The organism is Spirosoma flavus (assembly GCF_054778555.1).
The window spans coordinates 951834-977077 of sequence record NZ_BAAGZL010000003.1 but is presented as its reverse complement, the minus strand read 5'-3'; the positions used below and the strand labels follow the sequence as shown (position 1 = coordinate 977077).

Annotated in this window: 20 protein-coding genes; 10 read left to right on the top strand and 10 right to left on the bottom strand. The window is 47.0% G+C overall.

The window, feature by feature from the left end; all coding sequences use genetic code 11:
* Together ilvB and ilvD are read right to left on the bottom strand one after the other, a co-directional pair.
* Complete coding sequence (gene ilvB, locus ACYVF1_RS20435) at positions 1 to 1746, bottom strand: biosynthetic-type acetolactate synthase large subunit (protein WP_461082264.1); 1746 nt, start codon at positions 1744 to 1746, stop codon at positions 1 to 3.
* A 57-nt stretch (positions 1747 to 1803) separates the two neighbouring features.
* Complete coding sequence (gene ilvD / locus ACYVF1_RS20430; protein ID WP_461082262.1) at positions 1804 to 3504, bottom strand: dihydroxy-acid dehydratase; 1701 nt, start codon at positions 3502 to 3504, stop codon at positions 1804 to 1806.
* A gap of 126 nt (positions 3505 to 3630) precedes the next feature.
* Here ilvD and murQ point away from each other — a divergent pair, with 126 nt between their 5' ends.
* Both murQ and ACYVF1_RS20420 read left to right on the top strand, forming a co-directional pair.
* Positions 3631 to 4434 (top strand): N-acetylmuramic acid 6-phosphate etherase, encoded by an 804-nt coding sequence (gene murQ / locus ACYVF1_RS20425; RefSeq protein ID WP_461082260.1) that lies wholly within the window; start codon positions 3631 to 3633, stop codon positions 4432 to 4434.
* Positions 4435 to 4533: 99 nt separating this feature from the next.
* Positions 4534 to 5091, top strand: coding sequence for a hypothetical protein (locus tag ACYVF1_RS20420; RefSeq protein ID WP_461082258.1), 558 nt, complete (start codon positions 4534 to 4536; stop codon positions 5089 to 5091).
* A 48-nt stretch (positions 5092 to 5139) separates the two neighbouring features.
* Here ACYVF1_RS20420 and ACYVF1_RS20415 read toward each other — a convergent pair whose 3' ends face one another.
* The 8 genes from ACYVF1_RS20415 to ACYVF1_RS20380 all read right to left on the bottom strand — a co-directional run bounded on the left by ACYVF1_RS20415 (position 5140) and on the right by ACYVF1_RS20380 (position 14618).
* Positions 5140 to 6426, bottom strand: a complete 1287-nt coding sequence (locus ACYVF1_RS20415) for an AGE family epimerase/isomerase (RefSeq protein ID WP_461082256.1) — start codon at positions 6424 to 6426, stop codon at positions 5140 to 5142.
* A gap of 90 nt (positions 6427 to 6516) precedes the next feature.
* A complete protein-coding gene (gene lon / locus ACYVF1_RS20410) occupies positions 6517 to 9006 on the bottom strand; it encodes an endopeptidase La (protein ID WP_461082254.1) in 2490 nt (829 codons plus the stop codon).
* A 178-nt stretch (positions 9007 to 9184) separates the two neighbouring features.
* Positions 9185 to 9757, bottom strand: a complete 573-nt coding sequence (locus ACYVF1_RS20405; protein ID WP_461082252.1) for a DUF6702 family protein — start codon at positions 9755 to 9757, stop codon at positions 9185 to 9187.
* Positions 9735 to 11051, bottom strand: a complete 1317-nt coding sequence (rseP, locus tag ACYVF1_RS20400) for an RIP metalloprotease RseP (protein WP_461082250.1) — start codon at positions 11049 to 11051, stop codon at positions 9735 to 9737. Before rseP ends, ACYVF1_RS20405 begins: the two co-directional genes overlap by 23 nt.
* Positions 11052 to 11207: 156 nt before the next feature.
* Complete coding sequence (locus ACYVF1_RS20395) at positions 11208 to 12380, bottom strand: 1-deoxy-D-xylulose-5-phosphate reductoisomerase (RefSeq protein ID WP_461082248.1); 1173 nt, start codon at positions 12378 to 12380, stop codon at positions 11208 to 11210.
* 86 nt (positions 12381 to 12466) lie between these two features.
* Positions 12467 to 12808 (bottom strand): HepT-like ribonuclease domain-containing protein, encoded by a 342-nt coding sequence (locus ACYVF1_RS20390; RefSeq protein WP_461082246.1) that lies wholly within the window; start codon positions 12806 to 12808, stop codon positions 12467 to 12469.
* Entirely contained in the window at positions 12801 to 13112 is a 312-nt protein-coding gene (locus ACYVF1_RS20385) for a nucleotidyltransferase family protein (RefSeq protein ID WP_461082244.1), read from the bottom strand. Before ACYVF1_RS20385 ends, ACYVF1_RS20390 begins: the two co-directional genes overlap by 8 nt.
* 3 nt (positions 13113 to 13115) lie before the next feature.
* On the bottom strand, positions 13116 to 14618 hold the full coding sequence (locus ACYVF1_RS20380; RefSeq protein ID WP_461082242.1) for a GH3 auxin-responsive promoter family protein: 1503 nt from the start codon (positions 14616 to 14618) through the stop codon (positions 13116 to 13118).
* Positions 14619 to 15040: 422 nt separating this feature from the next.
* Between ACYVF1_RS20380 and ACYVF1_RS20375 the strand changes: the two genes are divergently transcribed.
* The 8 genes from ACYVF1_RS20375 (at position 15041) to ACYVF1_RS20340 (ending at position 25243) form a co-directional block, all read left to right on the top strand.
* Positions 15041 to 16066 carry a rod shape-determining protein gene (locus ACYVF1_RS20375; protein ID WP_020597389.1) on the top strand — a complete coding sequence of 342 codons (1026 nt, stop codon included), beginning with the start codon at positions 15041 to 15043 and terminating at the stop codon, positions 16064 to 16066.
* Between the two features lie 94 nt (positions 16067 to 16160).
* Positions 16161 to 16997 (top strand): rod shape-determining protein MreC, encoded by an 837-nt coding sequence (mreC, locus tag ACYVF1_RS20370; protein ID WP_461082240.1) that lies wholly within the window; start codon positions 16161 to 16163, stop codon positions 16995 to 16997.
* Between the two features lie 86 nt (positions 16998 to 17083).
* Complete coding sequence (locus tag ACYVF1_RS20365) at positions 17084 to 17590, top strand: hypothetical protein (protein WP_461082238.1); 507 nt, start codon at positions 17084 to 17086, stop codon at positions 17588 to 17590.
* Positions 17591 to 17676: 86 nt separating this feature from the next.
* Entirely contained in the window at positions 17677 to 18168 is a 492-nt protein-coding gene (locus ACYVF1_RS20360; protein WP_461082236.1) for a GAF domain-containing protein, read from the top strand.
* A 108-nt stretch (positions 18169 to 18276) separates the two neighbouring features.
* A complete protein-coding gene (locus ACYVF1_RS20355) occupies positions 18277 to 18723 on the top strand; it encodes a DUF4890 domain-containing protein (RefSeq protein ID WP_461082234.1) in 447 nt (148 codons plus the stop codon).
* 140 nt (positions 18724 to 18863) lie between these two features.
* Positions 18864 to 19934, top strand: a complete 1071-nt coding sequence (locus ACYVF1_RS20350) for an NHL repeat-containing protein (protein WP_461082232.1) — start codon at positions 18864 to 18866, stop codon at positions 19932 to 19934.
* Positions 19935 to 19949: 15 nt separating this feature from the next.
* Positions 19950 to 21479, top strand: a complete 1530-nt coding sequence (locus ACYVF1_RS20345; protein ID WP_461082230.1) for a c-type cytochrome domain-containing protein — start codon at positions 19950 to 19952, stop codon at positions 21477 to 21479.
* A gap of 296 nt (positions 21480 to 21775) precedes the next feature.
* Positions 21776 to 25243 (top strand): DUF1553 domain-containing protein, encoded by a 3468-nt coding sequence (locus ACYVF1_RS20340; RefSeq protein WP_461082228.1) that lies wholly within the window; start codon positions 21776 to 21778, stop codon positions 25241 to 25243.
* Position 25244 lies beyond the last annotated feature (1 nt).

The following is a 25244-nucleotide window of genomic DNA, read 5'->3' as shown; positions in this document are numbered from 1 at the left end:
TTAGCTTAATCTGATTTGTGATACGCTGGTACCGGCGGGTACCATTGGGAACACATTTTCTTCTTTCTCAACAACCACTTCAAGCAGGTAAGGACCATCATGATTGAGCATAGTATCGAGCGCTTCGGATAATTTCTCACGTTCGTCACAGGTCTGTCCATCCATTCCAAAGCCTCTGGCAATAGTAATGAAGTCTGGGTTTTGTAACTCAACAAATGAGTACCGGCGCTGGTGAAACAGTTGCTGCCACTGACGTACCATTCCTAAGAAGTTGTTATTCAGAATGATCGCTTTAACGGGCTGCTTATTTTGCACAATAGTTCCCAATTCCTGCAACGTCATCTGGAAACACCCATCACCAATAATTGCTACTACCTGCCGATCAGGCGCCCCCACTTGGGCTCCAAAAGCTGCCGGTAATGCAAAACCCATCGTGCCCATCCCCCCTGACGTAACAAGGCTGTTTGGGCGACGGAACTGGTAATAGCGAGATGCCATCATCTGATGCTGCCCTACGTCGGTAACCAGAACTGCTTCGCCGTTTGTTTTCTTCGACAGCATGTCGATAACTTCCGGCATTCTGATTTTACCTTCTGGATTATTTAGAGCAGGTTCCGTAATGACTTCGTTTTCAACGGCATCGTACTTGCGGAATTCGTTGCGCCAGACGGTATGGTCATTTTTATTAACCAGCGGCAAAAGCGCGGAAAGTGCTTCTTTCGCATCGCCTACAACCGGCGCATCGGCCCGAATAATTTTATCAATTTCCGATGGGTCAATTTCGATGTGGACGACCTTTGCCTGCGTGATAAATTTGCTGGCATCACCCGTTACGCGGTCGTCGAAACGCATACCAATAGCAATGATTACGTCAGCATGGTCGGTCATTACGTTAGGCCCGTAGTTACCATGCATACCTAACCAGCCAACGTAAAGCGGATGGCTCGTTGAGATGGTTGACTGTCCCAGCAACGTAGTAGCAACCGGTATACCTGTTTTTTCAGCGAACGCCTGAAGTTCATCTTCCGCTTTGGCAATCTGAACACCGTGCCCAACCAAAATGTAGGGTTTCTTGGCTGAATTAATTAATTGAGCAGCTAGTTCGAGCTGATCTTGCTTTGGTACCAGGCGCGGGCGGTAACTAACGATGGTCTGGCACTTCTCATACGCAAACGGTTTCGTCATCAACTCTAACTGTGCACTCTTGGTAATATCAATCAAAACCGGCCCAGGCCGACCAGACTGGGCGATGTAGAAGGCTTTCGAAATAACGTCGGCTACTTCATCGGCGTTAGTAATCTGATAGTTCCATTTTGTAATCGGCATGGTAACGCCCATTACGTCGGCTTCCTGAAATGCATCGGTGCCCAACAGCTTTTTAGCAACCTGCCCCACGATGCAAACCATTGGGGTAGAATCGATGAGGGCATCGGCAATGGACGTAACGAGGTTTGTAGCGCCTGGTCCCGACGTAACGAGGCACACGCCAGCTCGTCCCTGCATGCGGGCGTATCCTTGCGCGGCATGACCAGCCCCCTGTTCGTGACGTACCAGAATGTGGTTGATTTGCTCCTGATAATCGTATAGCGCGTCATAGACGGGCATAATGGCCCCGCCGGGATAGCCAAAAATCGTGTCGACCCCCTCGGCTAGAAGCGACATCATGAGAGCTTGTGAACCATTGATGTAAGTAGGAGCCGGTTTGGTTTCGATCGCTTCCGGCATGATGCTGGCAATTGCTTCCATGACACGTATACAGTTTAAAGATTGTATTCAGTTTGTTGTATTAGGACTTAGTAAGGCTTAGTCTTCATCTGTAACGCAGCCTTCGCTCGCCGACTTCACGCTGCGAATGTATTTGCCCAGAACGCCTTTGGTAAAGAGCGGAGCCGGTTGCTGCCACTCGCTTTTGCGGTATGCCAGTTCTTCGTCTGATACGTGTAAAGTCAGTTCACGAGTAGTCGCGTCGATTGTAATGCGGTCGCCGTTTTTAACGAGGGCAATCGGGCCGCCTTCGAAAGCTTCGGGTGTTACGTGTCCGACGACGAATCCATGGGTACCACCCGAAAAACGTCCGTCAGTAATCAGCGCAACTTTATCACCAAAGCCAGCGCCCATAATAGCTGAGGTTGGTTTCAGCATCTCACTCATCCCAGGACCGCCTTTTGGCCCAGCGTTACGTATCACAATGACTTGTCCTGGCAAAATCTCACCTTTTGACAAGGCATCAATAATCTCGCTTTCGTGTTCGCACACCTTAGCAACTCCCTCAAATTTCAGGCCTTCCTTTCCTGTGATCTTGGCAACTGATCCCGTTGGGGCGAGATTACCGCGTAGAATCTGAATATGACCGGTCGGTTTGATCGGCTTATCAAGCGGGAAAACAATTTTCTGCGTCTCGAAATTGAGGTCAGATGCTTCTTCCAGATTTTCAGCTACTGTTTTGCCAGTTACGGTCAGGCAGTCACCGTGGATAAAGCCGTTTTGATACAGATATTTTGTCACGGCAGGAACACCGCCAATGGCCAACATATCCTCCATGTAATATTTACCACTCGGTTTTAAATCGGCGAGTAGTGGAGTTCTGTCGCTGATTTCCTGAATGTCATCAATAGTCAATTGGATACCGGCTGCCCGGGCAATGGCCAGATAATGCAAAACCGCATTGGTCGAACCACCGAGCGCCATTACAATAGTTAGCGCATTTTCGAGCGATTTCCGCGTAATAATCTCTTTAGGTGTAATGTTACGTTCCAATAGCAACCGCATAGCGGCACCAATTTTCTTGCATTCTTCCTGCTTGCCTTCGTGCGTAGCTGGATACGTACTGCTAAAGGGTAGGCTTAATCCCATCGCTTCAATACTACTAGCCATGGTATTGGCGGTATACATACCACCGCAAGCACCGGCACCTGGAATCGCATTTTGAACGACGCCTTTAAAATCTTCGTCAGAAATATTGTTGGCGTATTTTTTGCCCAGCGCTTCGAAAGCCGAAACGATATCTAACTTCTGACCTTTATAATGTCCCGAACGTATCGTTCCGCCATACACCATAATGCCCGGACGTTCGAGTCGAGCCATTGCCATCACGGCACCCGGCATATTTTTGTCGCAACCAACAACTGTCACTACACCGTCGTACCATTGCGCGGCAACTACCGATTCAATAGAGTCAGCAATGAGGTCACGGCTGGGGAGCGAATAGCGCATACCGTCGTTGCCGTTGGTCATGCCGTCGGAAACGCCGATTGTATTAAAAATCAGCCCAACCAATCCACTCGCCTGAATACCCTGTTTTACATAAACTGACAAGCCGTTAAGATGCATATTGCACGTATTGCCCTCATAACCCGTACTGGCAATACCGATTTGAGGCTTTTGCATGTCCTCTTCCGTAAGCCCGACGCCATATAGCATGGCTTGAGCAGCAGGATTACTAACTTCTTGAGTTAAGACGCGACTAAAACGGTTCAGGGCAATTGTTGATTGGTCGGTAGTCATGTTTTGCAATTAGCGAAATTTCGCTGATGGTGTAATAACGCTGTAAATAAACAGTGAGTTTTTGGGAAAGGCAAGAAAATTTCAATTATTTATTCACTAAAACAGGCACATACCTACTTTTGAGGCATGACTACAGAAACCGCATCCCATTATGACCATCTAGAGCAAATGTCAGTCCATGATTTGCTCGTAAATATTAACAAGGAAGATAAGACTGTACCACTAGCCGTTGAGCGGGCTATTCCGCAAATCGAAGCACTGGTCACGGAAATAGTTAAGCGTATGAAACAGGGCGGGCGTCTTATATATATAGGTGCCGGAACTAGTGGGCGACTTGGCGTAGTCGATGCATCGGAGTGTCCGCCAACTTATGGCGTTCCGCACGATCTGGTAATTGGTTTAATGGCTGGTGGCGATGGCGCCATTCGGAAAGCTGTCGAATTTGCGGAGGATGATGCCGAACAAGCCTGGAAAGATATTGCACCTTATCAACCGGACGAACACGATACCGTAATTGGAATCGCTGCTTCTGGTCGAACGCCTTACGTAATAGGGGGCTTGGAAGAGGCTCGAAAAGCGGGTTTGCTAACAGGTTGTATTGTTTGTAATGAAGGTTCGGCGGTGGCAAAAGCGGCTGAATTTCCGGTGGAAGTTGTAGTTGGTCCCGAATTCGTAACGGGTAGCACGCGTATGAAAGCCGGAACCGCTCAGAAACTGGTTCTGAATATGGTTTCGACCTCGGTTATGATTCAGCTAGGTCGCGTAAAAGGCAATAAAATGGTTGATATGCAACTGACAAACATCAAATTGCAGGACCGGGCGGCTAAAATGGTTATGAGTGAAATTGGCGTTGGCCGGGAAGAAGCTGAAGCATTACTCAAGCAATTTGGCAACGTACGTGGAGCCATCGAGGGCTACAAAAAACAATAGCTGTAAAGTATTTTATCTGAGATACGCGTCTACTACGTATCAACCATTCCTTATAGCCTCCTGAAGTTTGTTACGTTCGGGAGGCTATCACATAGAAATATGAGCAGTAACGTATTACTTATCGGACGCAACCCTAACGTATTAACTAACCTATCTTCAGCACTTACCGAAGCAGGATTTAACATAACGACTACAAACTTTGTCGAGCAAGCTGATCAAGATTTTGACGGAGCCAACTTTGACTTAGTCGCTTTTGGTCGTGGCATTGATGAGGCCACCAATCATCGACTCAGAACCAATCTTGGAACCCAGAATCCAAACCTGATTTTTGTCGACGGGCTGGCTCCAGTAATTCCGCTATTGGTGAAGCAGATTAAGCTAGCCATATCTGGTGAACAAGCTGGGAAAATTTTGACGGAGTTCGTCCGTGTAACGGAACAAAGAGCCCGCGTTAACGTACTGGCTTCCTGCGAATTAACTATAGATCTGTATGAGTTAGACGCTATTCACCAAACAACACAGAAAAGGCTTGTTTCTGAATCCGTTTCGGCGGGAGTGCACGAGTATTCGCTGATGATGGATCAAAACGCTACGCCAACTATTAGGTTTTTAGCCGCTGAGGTTTACGACCGGGATTTGCTGGTTTTGCCATTATAAGTAACGCTGCCGGATTAACGTTTTATTGGAAAGCCGTACTTAGAGTTACTATTGCGGCTTTCCAACTACCTTACTTGCCAAAGATGCTCTAGTTTGCCCTAACCGGGATGGTCTTGGTGATTGAAATTCCTCGCATTTGGGCAACAATTGGATGACTTCAGTCAAGCAGCGGATAAGTGAAAAACAACCCACGGTTGGAATCGCTTTAGCATGTACAAGCGGTTGGCCGTACGAATCTATAGCCAGATGCCAGCCTGAATGTTCATCGTCAGGAAAGTACTGAAACGTATAATCGTGAATCCGCTTAAACCACTTCAGGCATTCGGGATGACGAGTAAGAACGTAGCATTTTAACAGAACAGCACAAGCTTCTACGTGTATCCAAGCCCATTTCTGCTGCCATTCAGGAAAAATAAATGGCTGGCCTTTCATATCAATGTATTGATTCAGCCCCACTTTAGACTCACTTGTAGGTTCGTCATCCCAGGCTTGTTCGCAGGTTTTTAGGCACCAGTCAACGGCCTGAGTCACCAATTTGCGATTGACCACTGATGAGTTGCCTTTCTGCTGCAAACTTTCTGTGTATAGATCCAGCGATAAACTGGCGGTTTGAAACGTTAGGCCAACGTTCAACCGGCGACCTTCGGGCGTATTCACAAAACCCCCGTCAGGCAATACGTACTCACGCAAGGTATCGCTACGTCGGTCGACAAACTCAGCCAGAATTTCTGTTAAAATCTCATCAGTATGTTGTTTCCAGACAGCCTCATCGAACAGCTGGCGCATATCTAGCAGGGATTTTAAGAGTGCTACGGGTTCGCTGAGGTGCTTTGTTTGTCGAAACAGACCTGGCTCATTGGCAGCGGATAAGCGTTTCTTTTCCCGGCGCTGTACCGCATTTGAAATGGTTTGCTTGGCTAACATCGCCCATTCGTCCTCACCAGTGGCCTGATTAAATTGCGTATAGGCCATCGCTGAAAAACTAGCTGAAACAAGGTTGCCAGAGTAAGCCACCGGTCTACCTCGACGGTCGATTTGGACGTAGCAGTTCAGGCGTTCGTCGTGGGCGAACTGGCTAAGGAACGTAACACCGTGCCGGGCGTGCTCGAGCCAGTCGGCTTGCTTATCATACGTATTATAAAGCCAGGAAAAAGCCCAAGCCTGCTGGGCCTGCATAGCTACGTACTTATCGCCCTCAATTGCTTCGCCGGTATCTGTTAGCATATCAAAATACCCTCCACACAACGTATCTTGGCTATTTTTAAGCCAAAACGGTATCACCTGACGTAGCAACGCCTGCTGATACTGGCTGGAAAGTTTTTGAAAATCAAGCAACGTAGCTTAAGCTTTAAATTTGAAAGCGTGAATGATAGAACAGGCTAACAGCTCATTCTATCATTCACGCTTTCAAATTTAAAGCTTAACTCAATATACTTTTTCTACTTCGCGATGTTCTTTTTCTTCGGGTAGAATAAACTTCATTGGTTTACCCACCTGGCCGGGTAATAAAGCAATTGATAATACCTGATCAACTGTATCGACGTAATGGAACGTTAGATCTTTGATGTACGTCTGGTTGATTTCTTCGATGTCTTTCCGGTTTTTGGAGCAAAGAATGATTTCTTTAACGCCTGCCCGGTTAGCCGCCAGAATTTTTTCCTTAATACCACCCACGGGCAGCACTTTACCACGTAGCGTTATCTCGCCAGTCATAGCTACGTACGGTTTCACTTTCCGTTGGGTATAAATCGACGTCATCGACGTCAACATGGTAATACCCGCCGATGGACCATCTTTAGGAACAGCACCCGCCGGAATATGAATGTGCAAATCGTAGTGATTGAATATCCGGTAATCAATGCCTAACTCATCGGAATGGGCTTTCAGGTACGACAAAGCGGTAATAGCCGATTCTTTCATTACATCGCCCAACTGCCCGGATAGCGTCAGCACACCTTTACCACGACTTAAACTGGATTCAATAAGCAGAATTTCACCGCCCACCTGCGTCCAGGCCAGACCCGTCACTACACCGGCAATATCATCGTCGGCGTAGAGTTCTTTGTCGAAGACCTCAGCACCAAGCAGTTTCGGAATATCTGTCGCTTTAATCGTGTGATTGTATTCCTCTTCCATCGCAATGGATTTGGCGATCTTACGTACCAATGCCCCGATTTTCTGTTCCAAGTTCCGAACCCCCGATTCGCGAGTATAGCCCTCAATGATACGTAGGATAGCCTTGTCCTCAATAACCAAATCTTTGGGTTTGAGTCCGTGGTCCTTACGTTGCTTCGGAATCAGGTATTTCTTGGCAATCTGGACTTTTTCTTCAACCGTATAACCCGCAATGTCGATGATTTCCATCCGGTCGCGCAGGGCAGGATGAATGGTATCGAGTGAGTTGGCTGTGGCAATAAACAACACCCGCGAGAGGTCGAACTCGGTTTCGAGGTAGTTGTCCATGAACGTTGAATTCTGTTCAGGATCAAGTACTTCAAGTAAAGCCGACGACGGATCTCCGCGGAAATCAGAGCTTACTTTATCTATCTCGTCCAGAATGAACACTGGGTTCGCGGTGCCGCATTTGCGAATATTCTGGATAATTTTGCCGGGCATGGCACCAATATACGTCTTCCGGTGACCGCGAATTTCGGCTTCGTCATGTACGCCACCTAAAGCCATCCGACTGTATTTCCGTCCCAACGCTTTTGCTACCGATTTTCCCAGCGAGGTTTTACCTACACCCGGAGGACCGTATAGGCACAGAATCGGAGCCTTCATGTCGTTTTTAAGTTTCAGAACGGCCAGGTACTCAATAATCCGCTCTTTCACTTTTTCGAGCCCAAAATGGTCAGAATCAAGGATTTTCTGCGCCCGTTTCAGGTCGAAATTGTCTTTCGTATACTCACTCCAGGGAAGATCGACCATCAACTCAACGTAGTTCATCGTGACCGGGTACTCCGGAGCCATCGGGTTGATACGTTGTAGTTTGTTGAGTTCTTTGTCGAAATGCGAACGTACTTCGGTCGGCCATTTTTTGCGGTCGGCCTTCATACGAATTTCGTCAATTTCGCGGTCGGGGTTGTCCATGCCCAGCTCGTCCTGCAACACTTTCATTTGCTGCCGCAGGTAGTAGTCGCGCTGTTGCTGGTCAAGATCTGACGAAGCTTTCGACTGAATTTCGCGTTTCAGCTCCAGCAACTGTACTTCCCGAAGCATAAATTCGAGCAGCATATTAGCTTGCTGACTGCCTTCAAGGCTTTCCAGCAGTCGTTGCTTATCTGCTACGTCGGCGTTGACGTTCGATGATAAAAAGTGCAGCAAAAACGTCGGACTTTCAATATTATCAAGGGCGATACGTGCCTCCTGCGGAATCTCAGGATTCAGACGTAGCATCTTATACGCTGTATCTTTCAAGGATTGCAGCATAGCCTTCCCTTCCTTTTTATTGACGCTCATGAACGTATCGTCTATCTGACGTACCTGAGCGGTCATGAAAGGTTCTTCCTGGGTAATCTGCTGAATTTCAAAACGTTTCTTGCCCTGAATGATAATGGTAATATTACCATCGGGCAGCGTAATCATTTTGATAATATAGGCAACCGTACCAAACCGATACAGATCATCGGCCGTCGGTTCGTCTTTTTGCTGATTGAGTTGAGCTACTACGCCAATGATGCGATTGCCTTTATAGGCGCGTTTAACCAGGCGGATTGACTTGGCACGGCCAACCGTTACGGGAATAACCATGCCCGGAAACAAAACCGTATTGCGGACTGGTAAAATGGGTAAGTTAGCGGGTAATTCGTAATCGTCATCTAACCCTTCTGGCGATCCGAGCGGAACAATTTCCAGATTATCCGAATCGAAATCGGATAATAATAAACGGGTAGCTAATTCTTTTTCTGAAATCATGGGTACACTGCCAAGCTGACAGCTTTCATTACGTGGTACTTGACCGAATCTGCCGAAAGATAAGGGTATGAAGTAGTTGCAAGGGACGTGCCATTCTTTAGAGTTATGACCAGATGGCAGGTCACCATGTAATCTGCAAAATTAACTAAATAGACGGGTGAGTGTCCTAATAAATTTATTATTCGAGTGAAAGTGCTTGAACGGGCTGATTTTTGCGGAAGACAAACGTTTTTTTCTGGCCCTGATATTGAAGATTTACCATGTTAACCTGATCATCAAACATCTCCATCAATACGTTTTGTTTTAACAAACCTCCTCGAAAAGGTTCATTATAAGGCATTTCCAGATAAAGCCAGTTGGCATCAGCTTCGGTCTCGTGCCCAACGTACTTGATCGGCTTAGGTTGCTTTTGCGAAGTAACGTAACCAAAATGCGCCAGGATGTACTTTTCAATGAGTTCATCATTTTTATTATCCGGTCCCAGATTGACTTTCGTTTTCGATACTTCTGAAAGAGCTTTCTCAAAATCGTCGGTAAATATCCGAATGCTGATTTCAAATGTGTGCTCTTTGGGATTAAACTGCATTTGGGTTACGCTTGCGTGGAAGTCATGCGCCGGACGGCTGCTATTGAACAGCAACGTAACGCTTAGCCCGCACAGCAACAACGAACCGAACCGAAACGTCACGTTCCAGTTCGGTAATGCTACGTTACTACGTTCGATTATTTTAGAAAAAAGCCTTGAAAACATCGTTGAAAATAGCGAAGGCCATCAGACCCAGCAAAACAACCATACCAACCCGTTGCGCACCTTCCAGAAATTTATCAGAAGGTTTACGCCCAGAAATAATTTCGTAACCCAAAATGGTGGCATGACCTCCGTCTAGAGCTGGAATTGGCAATATGTTAAAGAAGGCGAGTGCCATTGAAAGAAGGCCCGTTACAGTCCAGAAGCGATCCCAGCGCCAGATACCACCAAATAAATTCTGGGCAATACCAATCGGGCCGCTGATCGCTTTCGAAGCCGAAACCTCGCCCCGGAAAATTTTACCAAATCCTTTAATGTTGTCATACACCACCTGAAACGCCCGTTGCGTACCAACCGACAACGCTTCTCCAAAGGTATATTCCTGTGTGGTCATCGGCAGTAGCATTTCAGGGTAAAAGCCAATAGTTCCGTCTGACGTAGTGGTCATCTTCAACGTATCAACTTTACCGTTTCGGTTCACTGAAAGCGTTAATGGCTTGCTTTTGAGGGGCTTTACGGCCTGAGTAAATTCGTGGTAAAACTGAATCGGCTTACCATTGGCACTAGTGATCACGTCGCCAGCCTTTAAGCCTGCTTTTGCCGCCGGCTGTCCGGGTGCCAGCTCACCAACCTTAAACGGCTCGATTGGCTCAATGAATTGTGCAGCCGATTTTTTATCGGCAATCTTATCGATGAAATTATTCGGGATTTCAATGTCCAGGACCTGTCCATTACGTTCTACTGTATAATAGCTATTGTCGCCCAGAAATACGTCTGAACTACGAACATCACTGAAATCGACAAGGGGTTTGCCATTCACTTTCAGGATTTTATCGCCTGTTTTCAGGCCAATACCCTGAGCAAGTTCATAAGCGACGATGCCATATTTAGCATCTTTAGCGGCCAAGTACGTATTGCCATTTTTGTAAGCCAGCACCACGAAAATCAGGATGCCGACTATTACGTTGACAATAATACCACCGAGCATTACGATCAATCGTTGCCAGGCTGGTTTCGATCTGAATTCGTAAGGTTGAGGTTCAGTTTCGGTATGGGTTGTATCGAGTGATTCATCGATCATACCCGAAATTTTAACGAATCCACCGAGTGGAATCGCGCCCACACCATATTCGGTTTCACCCCGTTTGATGCTCCAGATTTTAGGTGGGAATCCAATAAAATATTGCTCTACCCGCATGCCAAAGGCTTTGGCTGCCAGCAAGTGGCCCAACTCGTGTAATCCAACTAAAATAGACAGACCCAGAATGAGCTGTCCAACCATCACTAAAATTTCCATGTATTCAGAACAGGGGTAAACTCAAATTTAAGATTAATTAACGAAAGCATCTCCGCGCAAACGTACCATTTAAGCCAGATTTTACTTTAAGGCCGATTGCATTTTTAGGCATTTTGATGCTAAAAACGCTACGTTAGGGTTATATAATGCAAACAGCTAAACAAAACTTTTAATTCGTTCGGTAGCCAGCTGACGAGTGGTCTCATCGGTACGTACGTAATCATCGTAGGTTGGATGCTGAACGAAAGCCGTTTTTGACAGGCAGGCTTCAATAATTTCCGAGATCTCCAGGAACGTAATGCGGTCGTGCAGGAAGGCATCGACGGCAACTTCATTGGCCGCGTTGATGATGCAAGGCGCATTGCCGCCACGCTCCAGCGCATCGAACGCCAGTTGCAGGTTGCGGAACGTATCAAGGTCAGGCTTCTCAAACGTAAGCGACGGATAATCCATGAAGTTGAATCGCGGGAAATCCGATTTCAGCCGGTTTGGATAGCCAAGTGCAAATTGAATCGGCAGCCGCATATCGGGCAAACCCATCTGCGCTTTCAAACTGCCGTCTTCAAACTGAACTAAAGAGTGGATAATGCTCTGCGGATGAACCACTACGTCGATCTGGTCGGGACGAAGGCCGAATAACCACTTGGCTTCGATAACTTCCAGCCCTTTATTCATCAACGTAGCAGAATCAATTGTGATTTTTGCGCCCATCGTCCAGTTGGGGTGTTTGAGCGCCTGCGCTTTCGTTACGTTCGCCAAAAACTCCCGCGATTTCCCCCGGAAAGGCCCACCCGACGCCGTGAGAATAATTTTCTCAATCGGGTTATGAAACTCACCAACCAGACACTGAAAAATGGCAGAGTGTTCAGAATCAACCGGATAAATGTTGACACCTTTCTGAGCGGCCAGTTGTGTAATCAGCTCACCCGCCACAACCAGCGTTTCTTTGTTAGCCAGCGCAATGGATTTCCCGGCTTCGATGGCTTTGATGGTAGGTAGCAGACCGGCATAACCAACCATAGCAGTCAAGACCATATCAATCGTATCCATCTGTACGACGGAAGCTATAGCTTTTGCGCCTGCATACACTTTAATGCCGAGTGGGTCGAGGGCCGAGAAAACCTGAACGTAGCGGTCTTCATTGCAGATAACCACTACGTTCGGTTTGAGATCAACAGCCTGCTGAATAAGTAATTCAGCATTGTTGTTGGTTGTAAGCACTTCGACCTGAAACTGGTCGGGATGCGCCTTCACCACCTCAACGGCCTGCGTACCAATGGAGCCCGTAGAGCCAAGAATGGCGATATGGCGTTTTTTATGTTCTGTCATTTAATTTTTTGCGGAGGTACTGAATGTGTTTATAATAAGGAGAATTTAGAGCTCTAATTAACATCTCACTAACATAAACTATTCTATCAATCATCGAAATAAGGACATCTTTCAAACCAGGAAGTCCATCTTTGATCACTTCCCATACTTAGCTCATGATCGATTCCACGATAATCATGAGCTAAGTAATTTCTCATGCCTGCTATATTATGCCAAGGAATCTGCGAAAATTCTTTCTTTAGATCCGCTTCTATTTTTTTAGATTCTTCACCAATGACCAGTAAAAGTGCCCATATGGTATTAAAATCTCTTTGGTCTGCTCCCCAATTTAATTCTTCTGCATTTGGATAGTCTTGTGCATAGATAAAAATCTTCTCAGTGCATTCCAGCATAGTGAAAATATATACTAAGTTATTGTCACTATACATAGATTACATCCTTTTCCATTTTATACTCAATGAACGGATTCATAAACCGACTGTCTACTAAATCCATTCTCCTGTGGAGTTTCCGTCGAAGAATGCGATATAGGCGTTCTTTCTCGGCCCAGGGTAACTTAAAGTCTGGTTTTAATTCATATACCAAATCAATATCACTTTTCTCCGTCTGTTCATTTCGGGCGAAGCTACCGTAAAGGCCGATACGTTCGATACCGAATTCGCTACGTAAACGCTCCCGGCTCGCTCTCAGTGTTTCCAGAATAAACTCCTGAGTGACAGCTACTGCTTCCATACCCTAAACCGTTTTATCTCCTTGCAATAACCCCTCGGCAATCTTCCGATCATTACTTAATCGGGGCACTTTATTCTGACCGCCCAACTTCCCTTGAGACTTCATGTACCGCTGAAAGGCACCACGTGGCAAACTCGTCAGACGTAGCGGTTGCAGGATGGAGCCGGTAATGAGGTCGTCGTAATAAACGTTCAACTCGGTCAGTCGCGCATCTACGTCGTGGGCGAAGGCTGCTACGTTGTGCGGGGGCGTAGCGAACTCAACGAGCCACTCGTGATACGGCAAGCCTTCTTTGGGGCTCACCATCGGCGCTACGGTAAATTCAACCACTTCGGTTTCGGGGTGTTTCTGCATAGCATCTTTGAGCGCCTTTTCCACTTCTTCGCCAATAACGTGTTCGCCGAAAGCCGAAATGAAGTGTTTGATACGTCCCGTTACCAGCAGCCGATATGGTTCGCGAGATACGAATTTGACCGTATCACCTAGAGAATAGCCCCACAACCCCGCGTTGTTGTTGATGATCACAGCATAGTTTTTGCCTAACTCAACTTCGCCAATGGTCAATCGTCGTGGGTTTTCGGTGAAAAATTCATCGGCGGGAATGAATTCGTAAAATATGCCGCTATTTAAGAGTAACAACAAACCTTCTTCCGTCTGCGAATCTTGGAACGCGATGAAGCCTTCCGAAGCCGGATACGTTTCGATGGAGTCGATACGTTTGCCGATGGTTTCGTAGAGTTTGGCGCGGTACGGCTCGAAGTTGACACCGCCGTAGACAAACAGCGAAAAATCGGGGAATACGTCTTTGATGAGCTTTCCAGTACGTTCCTTAATCCGGTCGAAATACATCTGCACCCAGGGCGGAATTCCCGAAATCAGCGACATCGGTTGCGGCAACGTTTCGTCGATGATACGTTCCAGTTTTGCTTCCCAGTCTTCTATCGTATTCGTTTCGTAACTGGGTAACTGATTGGTACGTAGGTAAGCCGGTACGTGGTGATTGACAATGCCCGACAGTCGACCGATGTTGATTCCTGCTTTTTGCGTGAGTTCGGGGCTGCCCGACAGAAAAATCAGCTTCTTGTCTAGAAAGTCGCTCTTGCCCGTTTCGTTGACGTAGTTCAGTAAGGCGTCGCGGGCTGAGTTGATATGATTAGGAATCGACTCCTGCGAAATCGGAATGTATTTCGTACCCGACGTAGTGCCCGACGTTTTGGCAAAATATAGCGGCTTTCCTTTCCACAACACGTCGGTTCCGCCGTTCAGAATTTGTTCGACATACGGTTTCAGATCTTCGTAATCACGTACCGGAACAGCCTGACGGAATTCTTCGATAGTTTGCACATCGTTCAGCCGATGGTCGCGCCCGAAAACCGTATTACGTCCTCCTTCGAGCAACTTCTGAAAACAGCGTTGCTGCGCCTGAGTCGGCTGGTACATCCACTCTTTCTGGCGTTCTACAACCCATTTGGCCAAAGGCTTACTCACAACCGAACGAATTCCCATAGTTATACAAAGGTAATGGAGAATACACTTTGTATACTACGTTCTTAACTGGATCAGGCCGACGGGCTTCTTAAACGGTTTGTCTGATTTGGCTACGTACTACTGTTAAATAGAGTTCTTTTTGCAGAAGGAAACGGCAATTACCAGCGTTATGAGCTCTGCTTTCGCCGAGCTGACGGGAGAATTTCTACTGTTGTTGCAACAGGATTGTCGGGAGTTTGTGAAGTTGTTTGATAAGCTTCGCACCGAAATGAAGAAAGCACAATCGCCGTTAGTCCTCCGTATAACTTATTTAATGGGCTGATGTAAAAACTATTTACTTAGACGTACGACTGAAACGGGAATTTTATCAGATTCTCCCTATTTTTGCACACTTTTTAAAAAATCAGTACTCGTAATAAGGCGTTCTGCGTCAACCTATAATGGGACTTTTTAATTTTCTAACCAGCGACATTGCGATTGACCTGGGCACAGCGAATACCTTGATTATTCACAAGGACAGGATTGTGGTGGATGAGCCTTCGATTATTGCAATGGACAAGGTCAGCGGAAAAGTGCTGGCTATTGGTCATAAGGCCATGCAGATGCATGAAAAGACCAACGAAAATATCAAGACCATTCGCCCCCTGAAAGACGGTGTAATTGCCGACTTTACGGCCGCCGAACTCATGATTCGGGGCATGATAAAAATGATTGATACAGGCAGCAAGCTCTTTTCTCCCTCGCACCGGATGGTTATTTGTATTCCATCGGGTATTACAGAGGTGGAAAAGCGGGCCGTTAAAGACTCGGCCGAACACGCTGGCGCTAAAGAAGTATACATGGTACACGAGCCGATTGCTGCTGCGATTGGTATTGGTATCGATATTACCCAACCTAACGGGACCATGATCGTCGATATCGGTGGCGGAACTACCGAAATTGCCGTAATTGCCCTGTCGGGGATCGTTTGCGAACAGTCGATACGTATCGCTGGTGATGTATTTACCCGCGACATTGTGGATTACATGCGTCGCGAACACAACCTGCTCATCGGCGAACGGTCGGCGGAGCAGATCAAAATGGAAGTTGGCTCGGCTCTGCCTGAACTCGACAACCCACCAGCCGATTACGAAATCCGGGGTCGTGACTTGATGACGGGTATTCCGAAAGAAATTAAAGTGACCTATAGCGAAATCGCCTACTCGCTCGACAAGTCGATTTCGAAGATTGAAGAAGCCACGATGAAGGCGCTCGAAATTTCGCCACCAGAGTTGTCGGCGGATATTTATACAAATGGTATTCACCTGACAGGCGGTGGCGCGTTGCTGCACGGTCTCGACAAGCGGCTGGGCGCAAAAACCAAACTGCCAATTCACGTAGCAGACGACCCGCTCAAGGCCGTTGTGAAAGGAACGGGCGAGGTGATTAAGAATCTGGATTTATACAAATCTGTTCTGATTAGCTAGGTTTTGTAGCCTGGACGCTACGTTCGGGTGTCTGTTTTGAAGTAACATCGAACGGATACCCGGACGTAGCGTCCAGGCTACTTCTTTACTCACCATGAGTGAATTAGTTGATTTTTTTCTTCGAAGTCGGAACTTCATTTTGTTTGTGTTGCTGGAAGTACTTTGCTTTTACTTCATCATCAACACCAGCAATTATTGGGGCGTAACGTACTTCAATACGTCGAATCGGTACGCGGCTCAATTGCTGGCGTGGTCGAATGCGGCAAATCAGTATGCAAGCCTACGTCAGGTAAACGCTGATTTAGCTCTGGAAAACCAACGACTTCACCAGCGACTCACCCAACTCATCCAAAGTAAGCCAGCCTCCCCAGTCGAATATCAGGCCGATTCTGCTTTTGCGGATCGATTTAAGTTCACGGTTGCGAAAGTGGTCAATAACACGACCCAGTTCGCCAACAATTACATTACCATCGATAAAGGCTCCGATGATGGCATCCGGCCGGGGATGGGCGTGATTTCGCCAACAGGAGTTGTAGGGAAAGTGAAAGTTTGTAATCAGCATTTCTCAGTTATTACGTCTATTCTGCACTCTGAATTTCTTGTGTCCTCAAAATTGGTGAAAGCCGGTGAAATTGGTTCGGCGAAGTGGGATGGGGTAGACCCTCACGTGATCGAACTGGATGCCATTCCTCGTTACAAACCGGTTAGCAAAGGCGATTCAGTAGTGACGTCGGAATTTAACTCAACGTTTCCCCCTGGTATACTGGTCGGACGAGTGCGCACGGTGGGTGTTCAACCTAACCAGACATTCCACGCCCTTACACTGGATCTGGCTACCAACTTCAGTAACCTGTCATTCGTCTATGTTGTTGAAAACCAATTGCGCGAATCTCAGGATCAGTTAGAAAAACAAATTGAAACGGAAAAATAAGTGGTCAGTCGCTAGTCATCAGTCATTAGATTAAAGTAATTTATTCAGACTACTGACCAGTGACTGACGACTGATAATTATATAAAATGACCCTTCGCGAAATCGTAACGACTTCACTATTGTTTTTGCTGTACCTCGTGCTGCAAATTCTGCTCATGCGGAATATAGTCCTGTTCGATTACGCCTTCTGTTTTGTTTACATTGCCTGCATCCTGCTGCTGCCTAACGAAACCAGTCTGACCTGGTTGTTGCTTATCGCTTTTGTGACGGGAATCATCATCGATACGTTCTATAATACGTTGGGAATGCATGCAGCCGCTACGGTGCTGATGGCGTATGTTAGGCCGTTGGTGGTACGTTCGCAAATTGACGTACCAGGTCTGGAAACACGTATTGAATTCTCTTTGAGTGAATTAGGGACAGGCGCTTTTTTTAGATACGTATTGATTTTGGCGCTCATCCATCATCTTACGTTGTTTTTCATCGAAGCCAGCAGTCTGACGCTCATCATCCCAACGCTCATCCGAGTCGGTGCCAGCACGCTTTTTACCACAGTGAGCATTGTTTTGATTCAATTCTTCACTAGAAACTGAATTAATGTATAAAGTATGATGTATGATAGGTGTCTAATGCTGGCAACATATCATACTTTATACATCATACTTCATACATTACAAACGTGGCAGAAACGCTCATTCTTCCCCAAACATCAGATCGTCAGACGGTTTATGAAAGTCTGATTCCTCAAATTGCTGCTCTAATTGAGGGAGAGTCTGATTTAGTGGCCAATCTGGCGAACGTAGCAGCAGCGCTGAAAGAAGCATTCGGATTTTTTTGGATTGGCTTTTACATCAGGAAAGGAGATCAACTCGTACTTGGACCGTTTCAGGGACCTATTGCCTGCACACGTATTGCTTTCAACAAGGGCGTTTGTGGTGCTGCTTATTCGCGTCGGGAAACCATTTTGGTGCCTGACGTAGAGCAGTTTCCGGGGCATATTGCCTGTAGCTCAGCGTCAAAATCGGAAGTCGTTGTCCCTGTGTTTGATCAGGATGGTAACGTAACGATGGTGCTTGATGTAGACAGCGATAAACTGGACGATTTTAGTGAAATTGACGTAGCAGGGATTGAGAAAATCGCCCAATTGATTACGAATTTGCCTGTTTCGTAGGCGGCTGACGCTACTTTGGGAAATTAAGTAACGATTAATTGTCGCGTGAACTATTAAACCATTGGCTGTTTAGGCCGTCTTAGGACCGAATTAAACAACCAATGAACCATGTTAAAGAAATTCATCGTCGGCGGATTTTTTCTTTCGCTGCTCTCTCTACCGCTGTTCAATCAGCGGGCAAATGCACAGGATGCTACTACTCAGAACCGTACGGAGCGTAGAGGACGTACCATGCAGAACGTTGACCCGGCTACCCGCGCGCAACGCATGACCGACCGGATGACCAAAGAGTTGGCATTGGACGACGCTACGTCAAAAAAAGTATACGGATTAGTGCTGGCCCGTGCCGAAAAAATGGACGCTATCCAGAAAAGTTCAGACGACCGGCAAACGAAAATGCAGGCAATGAAAGCGGGTACTGAATCATTCAGAAGTGATATGAAAAAAGTATTGACAGCCGACCAGTTTGCCAAATTTGAGTCGATGCGAAGCAAAATGGGGCGAGGTCGTGGTGGATTTAACCGCGAAAAATCCGACGATAACGGATCGAAATAAGTTTGCTTACTACATAAAAAAGTCAGCCCGAACAGTTCGACAACTGTTCGGGCTGACTTTTTTATGTAGTAACCACCTGTGAGGTCACATGCAGTAAAGTTTGTTGACTTAAGCCTTTTCCCCAAAACAGTCAAAACGCTATGTCATCATTCTTATCGCGCCGGTCGTTTGTGCGGCAGGCTTCTCTTGCGACGGCGGCCGGTATGGCAGCACCAACCATATTATCTGCAAAGTCGCACAATCGCCATGCCGAGCAAGTGATGCTGGGCCACAATGGCTTCCGGTATCGTGTGGTGCCAGGTTGGGGTGTTTTGGATGCGTCGAAAAATCCTGTGAACGACTGTCACGAAATGGTACAGGACGCTAAAGGACGCATTTTGCTGCTGACCAACGAGACTAAAAATAACGTATTGATTTACGATAAATCGGGTAAACTGCTGGAATCCTGGGGGCATGATTATCCCGGCGCTCACGGCTTCTCTATTGGTGGAGAGGGTAACGATCAGTACCTTCTCATTGCCGATACGGATCGCCATCAGGTTATCAAAACCGATCTGAAAGGGCAGGAGTTGATGAAAATCGAATATCCCAGAGAAACGGGTAAATACGCTTACCCAACGCAGTTTAAACCAACCGAAACCGCCATTAACCCGGCCAACGGCGATATCTACGTAGTAGATGGCTATGGTCTGAACTACGTCATGCAATACGATAAAAGTGGCAAACTCATTCGGTATTGGGGCGGCAAAGGCGAAACCAACGATACGTTCGACTGCTGCCACGGTATTGCTGTAGACCGACGTAACGCAGCAAATCCAACCCTGCTGATTACCGACCGTAGACATAATGCTCTGAAACGCTTTTCGTTAGACGGTAAATACGTATCAACAATCTCATTGCCAGGTTCTTATATTTGCCGTCCGGTTATTCATAAGGATAATATTTACGGGGCCGTTTTCCGCAGTACGTCCGACTCCTATCCTGATTCTGGCTACGTTCAGATTCTGGATAAAAACGACCGAGTTATTTCAACGCCGGGCGGAACAACGCCAACGTATCAGGACGGTAAACTGGGCGAGCAACGTAAAGATTTTACTCAAAGTGCATTTCTTCACCCACACGACGTACTGGTTGATGAGGACGACAGTATCTACGTAGCGCAGTGGGCTTCAAAAAAAACATATCCGGTTAAGCTGGAACGGATAGCCTGAGTTTAATCCCTGATTATGATAAGTTTAATTCTATTGCAGGCGGCCACTTCGCCAGCGGATTGGGTGTTATTCTGGGGGCATTTTCACCCGTTAATCGTACACCTGCCGATTGGCTTTTTATTAATTGCCGGTCTTCTCGAAATTGACCGGTTAACCCGACGAAATTCGGTTAGTCAGCATACCATTACGCTTATTTTATTCTGGTCAGCGGTCAGTGCTACGATGGCTTGTGTGTTCGGCTATATGCTGTCGCTGGGCGGTGGGTATGAAGCTGATACGTTGAATTCGCACATGTGGCAGGGCATTGGCGTTGCCGTTTTTGCCTGGATTGCCTGGGGAGTTAAATCGGAGAATCTTGGTCGAATTTTACCGGCCGCTTCTGTCTTATATCTTCCGGTTTTAGGAATAGCACTAATTCTGATTTTGTCGGCTGGCCATTTGGGTGGAAATCTTACCCATGGTTCGGATTATCTGACGCAATACATGCCCGGACCAATGCGGTCAGTGGCAGGATTGCCACCAAAACTTCCTGCTTTGAAAGTTGAACCGATCACCGACGTAAATCAGGCGATGGTCTACCAGCAGATTGTCAATCCAATTCTGCATACCCGTTGTATTCAGTGCCATAACGCCGACAAATCGAAGGGCGGACTTCGTCTTGACACGCCCGATTTGATCAAAAAAGGCTCTAAGGAAGGGCCAGTGCTGGTGGCTGGCAAGGGCGTACAAAGTAAGTTAGTAAAAGTATGCCTGCTGCCCGAAGAAGATGACCACCATATGCCCCCAAAAGGCAAACCACAGCTTGAGGAAAGTCAGATTGCGCTACTGACCTGGTGGATTGATCAAGGGGCGCCGTTCAACAAAAAAGTATCGGAATTGGCCGTTAACGACGCGATACGTCCCGTGTTGGCATCTTTAGGCGGTGGCGGACCCGTTGAAGCAGGTGGAAATGCTGTTGCAACCAAAGGGCCAGCGCCTGAATCGCCTGTGTTGACAATGAAAGTGCCAGCCGCCGATCCGAAAGTTATGGAGGAAGTAAAGAAAACCGGACTGCTGGTGCTTCCTATTTCGAAGGAGCAGAATCAATTGGAAGTGAGCGCTGTCAATGCCCGTTCGTTCAGCGACGCACAGGCTGCCGTTTTGCCCAAGTTGAGTAATCAGATTGTTTGGCTAAAGCTTAGCGATACGCAAATCTCCGACGCTACGTTGGCGCAGATTGCTAAGTTGAAAAACCTTCAGAAACTTCATCTGGAACAAACAAAAATTACAGATGCCGGCCTTAAGCAACTAAAAGGTTTATCAAATCTGGAATATTTAAATCTCTACGGTACGTCTGTATCTGACGCTGGACTTGCTGAATTGGCAAGCATGAAAAGCCTGAAAACCGTATATCTCTGGCAGACGAAAGTGACCGAAAGTGGCCTGGCTATGCTTAAAAAAGCGCTACCAAATCTGGAGATTGTAGGTGGTGTTACAGAACAGGCCGTAGCCGAATTTGCCAAAGCCGGTCAGGAAGCTAAAACGGGTGAGGAAAAGAAAAATTAAGTTTATATAACGTAGCAGTTCGTATGAACGCCTACCTTCAAAAAATACTACGTTAGCAGGATATTATACCGGCGAAGTGAACCAGAGTAGCCTGATACGTTGTTACAAGTAAACTAACGTAGTGAAAATGATTTACTACGTTGAGTGGAGACTTCTCGCTTGCCCTTCCTCTACGTTCAGCATAAGCACTTAAAATAGTTTCAGCAGGCTGCCCGATAAGGTATTTTTCTGTACCTGATTGATTGTTATTTTTGTAGAACAAGTAGTATTATTTCAAATACAACGTACTCGTAAGAATGGCTTTTTGGTCCGACATACGATTCCGATTCGGTTTACTCTGCGCAACGGCAGGTTTATTTGTCGCTACAATCTGGCTGACGGCTTGCAATCGTTCCGTGGAAAAACCAGCCGATGTAGTGGCGGCTGAAATCAATCTGCCCGAAAAGGTCGATTATAATCTGCACGTAAAGCCTATCTTATCCGACCGTTGTTTTGCCTGCCACGGGCCCGATAAAGCTAAGCAACAAGCAGGGCTACGTCTCGACACCCCCGAAGGCGCTTATGAAGCTCTTTCGAAAAGTGGTCATACGGCCATCGTTCCAAGTAATCTCGCCAAGAGTGAACTGGTGAACCGTATTCTCAGCACTGACCCTGACGTAATGATGCCCACGCCGAAGTCGAATCTGACGTTGACTGCCGACGAGAAAGCCTTGCTGCTACGTTGGGTGGAACAGGGTGCTGAATACAAAGAACATTGGTCGCTCATTGCGCCGACAATGCCCGAAGTGCCGAAGGTTAAGGACGACAAATGGATTGTGAATGATATTGACCGCTTTATCCTGACCAAGCAACAAGACAAAAAATTGAGCCATACGCCAGAAGCGGATAAAACTACGTTGCTACGTCGTGTTACGTTAGACCTCACTGGCTTGCCGCCAACCCCGGCCGAAGTGGATGCTTTTCTAGCCGACAAATCGCCCAACGCTTACGAGAACGTAGTAAATAGATTGCTGGCGAATCCGCATTTTGGAGAACGTCAGGCTGTTGAATGGCTCGACGTAGCACGTTACGCCGATACGCATGGGTATCAGGATGATGGCTTACGAACGATGTGGCCGTATCGGGATTGGGTCATCCGGGCTTTTAACCGAAACCTATCTTTTGATCGCTTCATTACGTGGCAACTGGCTGGTGATTTATTGCCGCATCCTAATCGGGATCAGTTGATTGCAACGGCTTTCAACCGGAATCACCAGCAGAGTCAGGAAGGTGGTATTGTCGACGAAGAATACCGGACGGAATACGTAGCAGACCGTACCAATACGTTTGGGAAAGCCATGCTTGGTCTGACGGTCGAATGCGCCCGCTGTCACGACCACAAATACGATCCCATCAGCCAAAAAGATTATTATTCACTATACGCCTTTTTCAACAGCAACAATGAGCGTGGTCAGATTCCGTACAACGGCGAAGCGGCCCCAACCGTTACGTTAACCAAGCCCGAAACTGACGCCAAGCTCAAATTTATTCGGAATCAACTGACGCCTGTTCAACAAAAATTGAACCCCAATCGCCCTGACTATCAGAAGCGATTTAGTCAGTGGCTGGCTCAGGCTGGTTCTTACGCTATCTCATCAACTGATTCGGGTTTGCTGGCCCATTACACATTCGACGAAGCAGACCGGACTGATATCAGCGCGTATGTGAAGGAGCAAAATGAGAAGAAAAAGCTGGAAGCTGAGCAGAAAAAGAAACTGGAAGAGGCTGAAAAGAAAAAAGAATTGCTAACGGGCAAAAAGAACGTAGTAACGAAAAAGGATGAGAAGAAAGAGCCGCCAAAGCGCAAAACGAAAGAAGAACTTTGGAAAGATCCCCGTAACGCTTTTGCCAATTCGGTAAATGATACGATTCCGGCGCGGCTTGGTGGCGACCCAGACAAAGTTCCGTACTCGGTGCCGGGGCGTTTCGGCAAGGCGCGTTTCTTGCCGGGTGACAGCTTTATTCAGCTTCCGGGCGAATTTGGTGCTTTTGAACAAAATGAACCGTTTTCGATAAGTAGCTGGTTCAATCTGGCCAAGCCAAATATGGCCTTAACCCTTCTGGGACGTACCACTGGTCCGATGGATGGTCAACGTGGTTATCAACTTGATTTACTGGCCGATGGACGATTAAAGCTGACGTTCAGCCACGTTTGGCCGTCCAACGCCATTGACATAGAGACGGTTGATAAAGTGCCGGTACGGCAGTGGTTTCAGGTTGCTTTTACCTATGATGGAACGGGCCGGGCAAAAGGCTTTTCGCTTTACCTGAATGGAAATCCACTACGTACTAAAGTTGTTAATGATCATCTGATTCACAGCACTGTATGGGGTAAGGATAAGACTCATTGGGCTCAGCATTCGTTCTATGTGGGTCGGATGCACGATTATTTTTATAAAGATTTTGCAGTCGATGAGCTACGTATCTATAACCGTTGTCTTACTCCGCTTGAATTGCCCAAGTTGGCTGGAAAATCTGATGAACTTCAGGCTGCGCTACGTACACCCGTAGCTAGCCGGACGCCCGCCCAACGTAGTGGCCTATATACATACTACGTAACGACGCAGGACCCTATTTACCGGGCCGATTTTGCCAAAGCCATGAAATTGCGGGGAGAGCAAATTATGCTTTACACCAACTCTGATCAGGTTATGGTTATGGAGGAACGAAAGACCCCGCGCGAAACTCATCTGCTTAAAAGAGGTGCTTACGACGCACCTGGGGAAATCGTTAAGCCAGCCGTACTGCACAGTCTGAATAAGATGGATGAGTCGATGCCTAAAAACAGGCTTGGCTTAGCTAAGTGGCTGTTGTCGCCTGAAAATCCGCTGTTTAGTCGGGTGATGGTCAATCGGTTCTGGCAGCAGTATTTTGGGCAGGGATTAGCGAAAAATTCCGACGATTTTGGGAATCAGGGCGCATTGCCAAGTCATCCCGAATTATTGGATTATCTGGCTGTGAAGTTCCGGGAAACGGGCTGGAACGCTAAGGCAATGCATAAATTGATTGTCATGTCGGCAACGTACCGGCAGGCATCTAACGTATCGAATGAAGCACGCGAGACCGATCCTGACAATATTTTCCTGACGCGTGGACCGAGCTTCCGGATGTCGGCGGAGCAAGTACGTGATAACGCATTAGCCGCTAGCGGGCTTCTAAACCAACGTATCGGCGGACCAAGCGTGTTGCCCTATCAGCCGGATGGTATCTGGGAGGCATTAGCGACACGTAACGCGGTTAAATATGTTCAGGATCATGGTGATAGCTTGTATCGTCGTTCGATGTATACAATCTGGAAACGGTCGTCGCCACCGCCGATGATGCTTAATTTCGACGCGGCCGAACGCCATACCTGTATTGTGAAGCGACAGAAAACCAGTACGCCTTTACAAGCTTTGGTGACGCTGAATGACCCGCAGTTTGTAGAAGCCGCCCGTGTATTGGCACAACGAATAGCTGTAAGAAAGAAGACTGATAGTGAGGGTGTTTCGACAATATTCAAAACGGTGGTAAGTCGCCCCGCGCGGCCTCAGGAAGTTGCGCTAATGAAACAACTTTATGACGAAGAGCTGGCTGACTTTAAAAAGAATCCGAAGCGAGCTAGTGAGTTGCTATCTGTAGGCGAATATCCTGTAGATAAAACAATGAATCCCGCCGAATTAGCTGCCTGGACGGTAGTGACGAGTACGATTATGAATTTCGATGAAGCGATAATAAAAAGGTAAG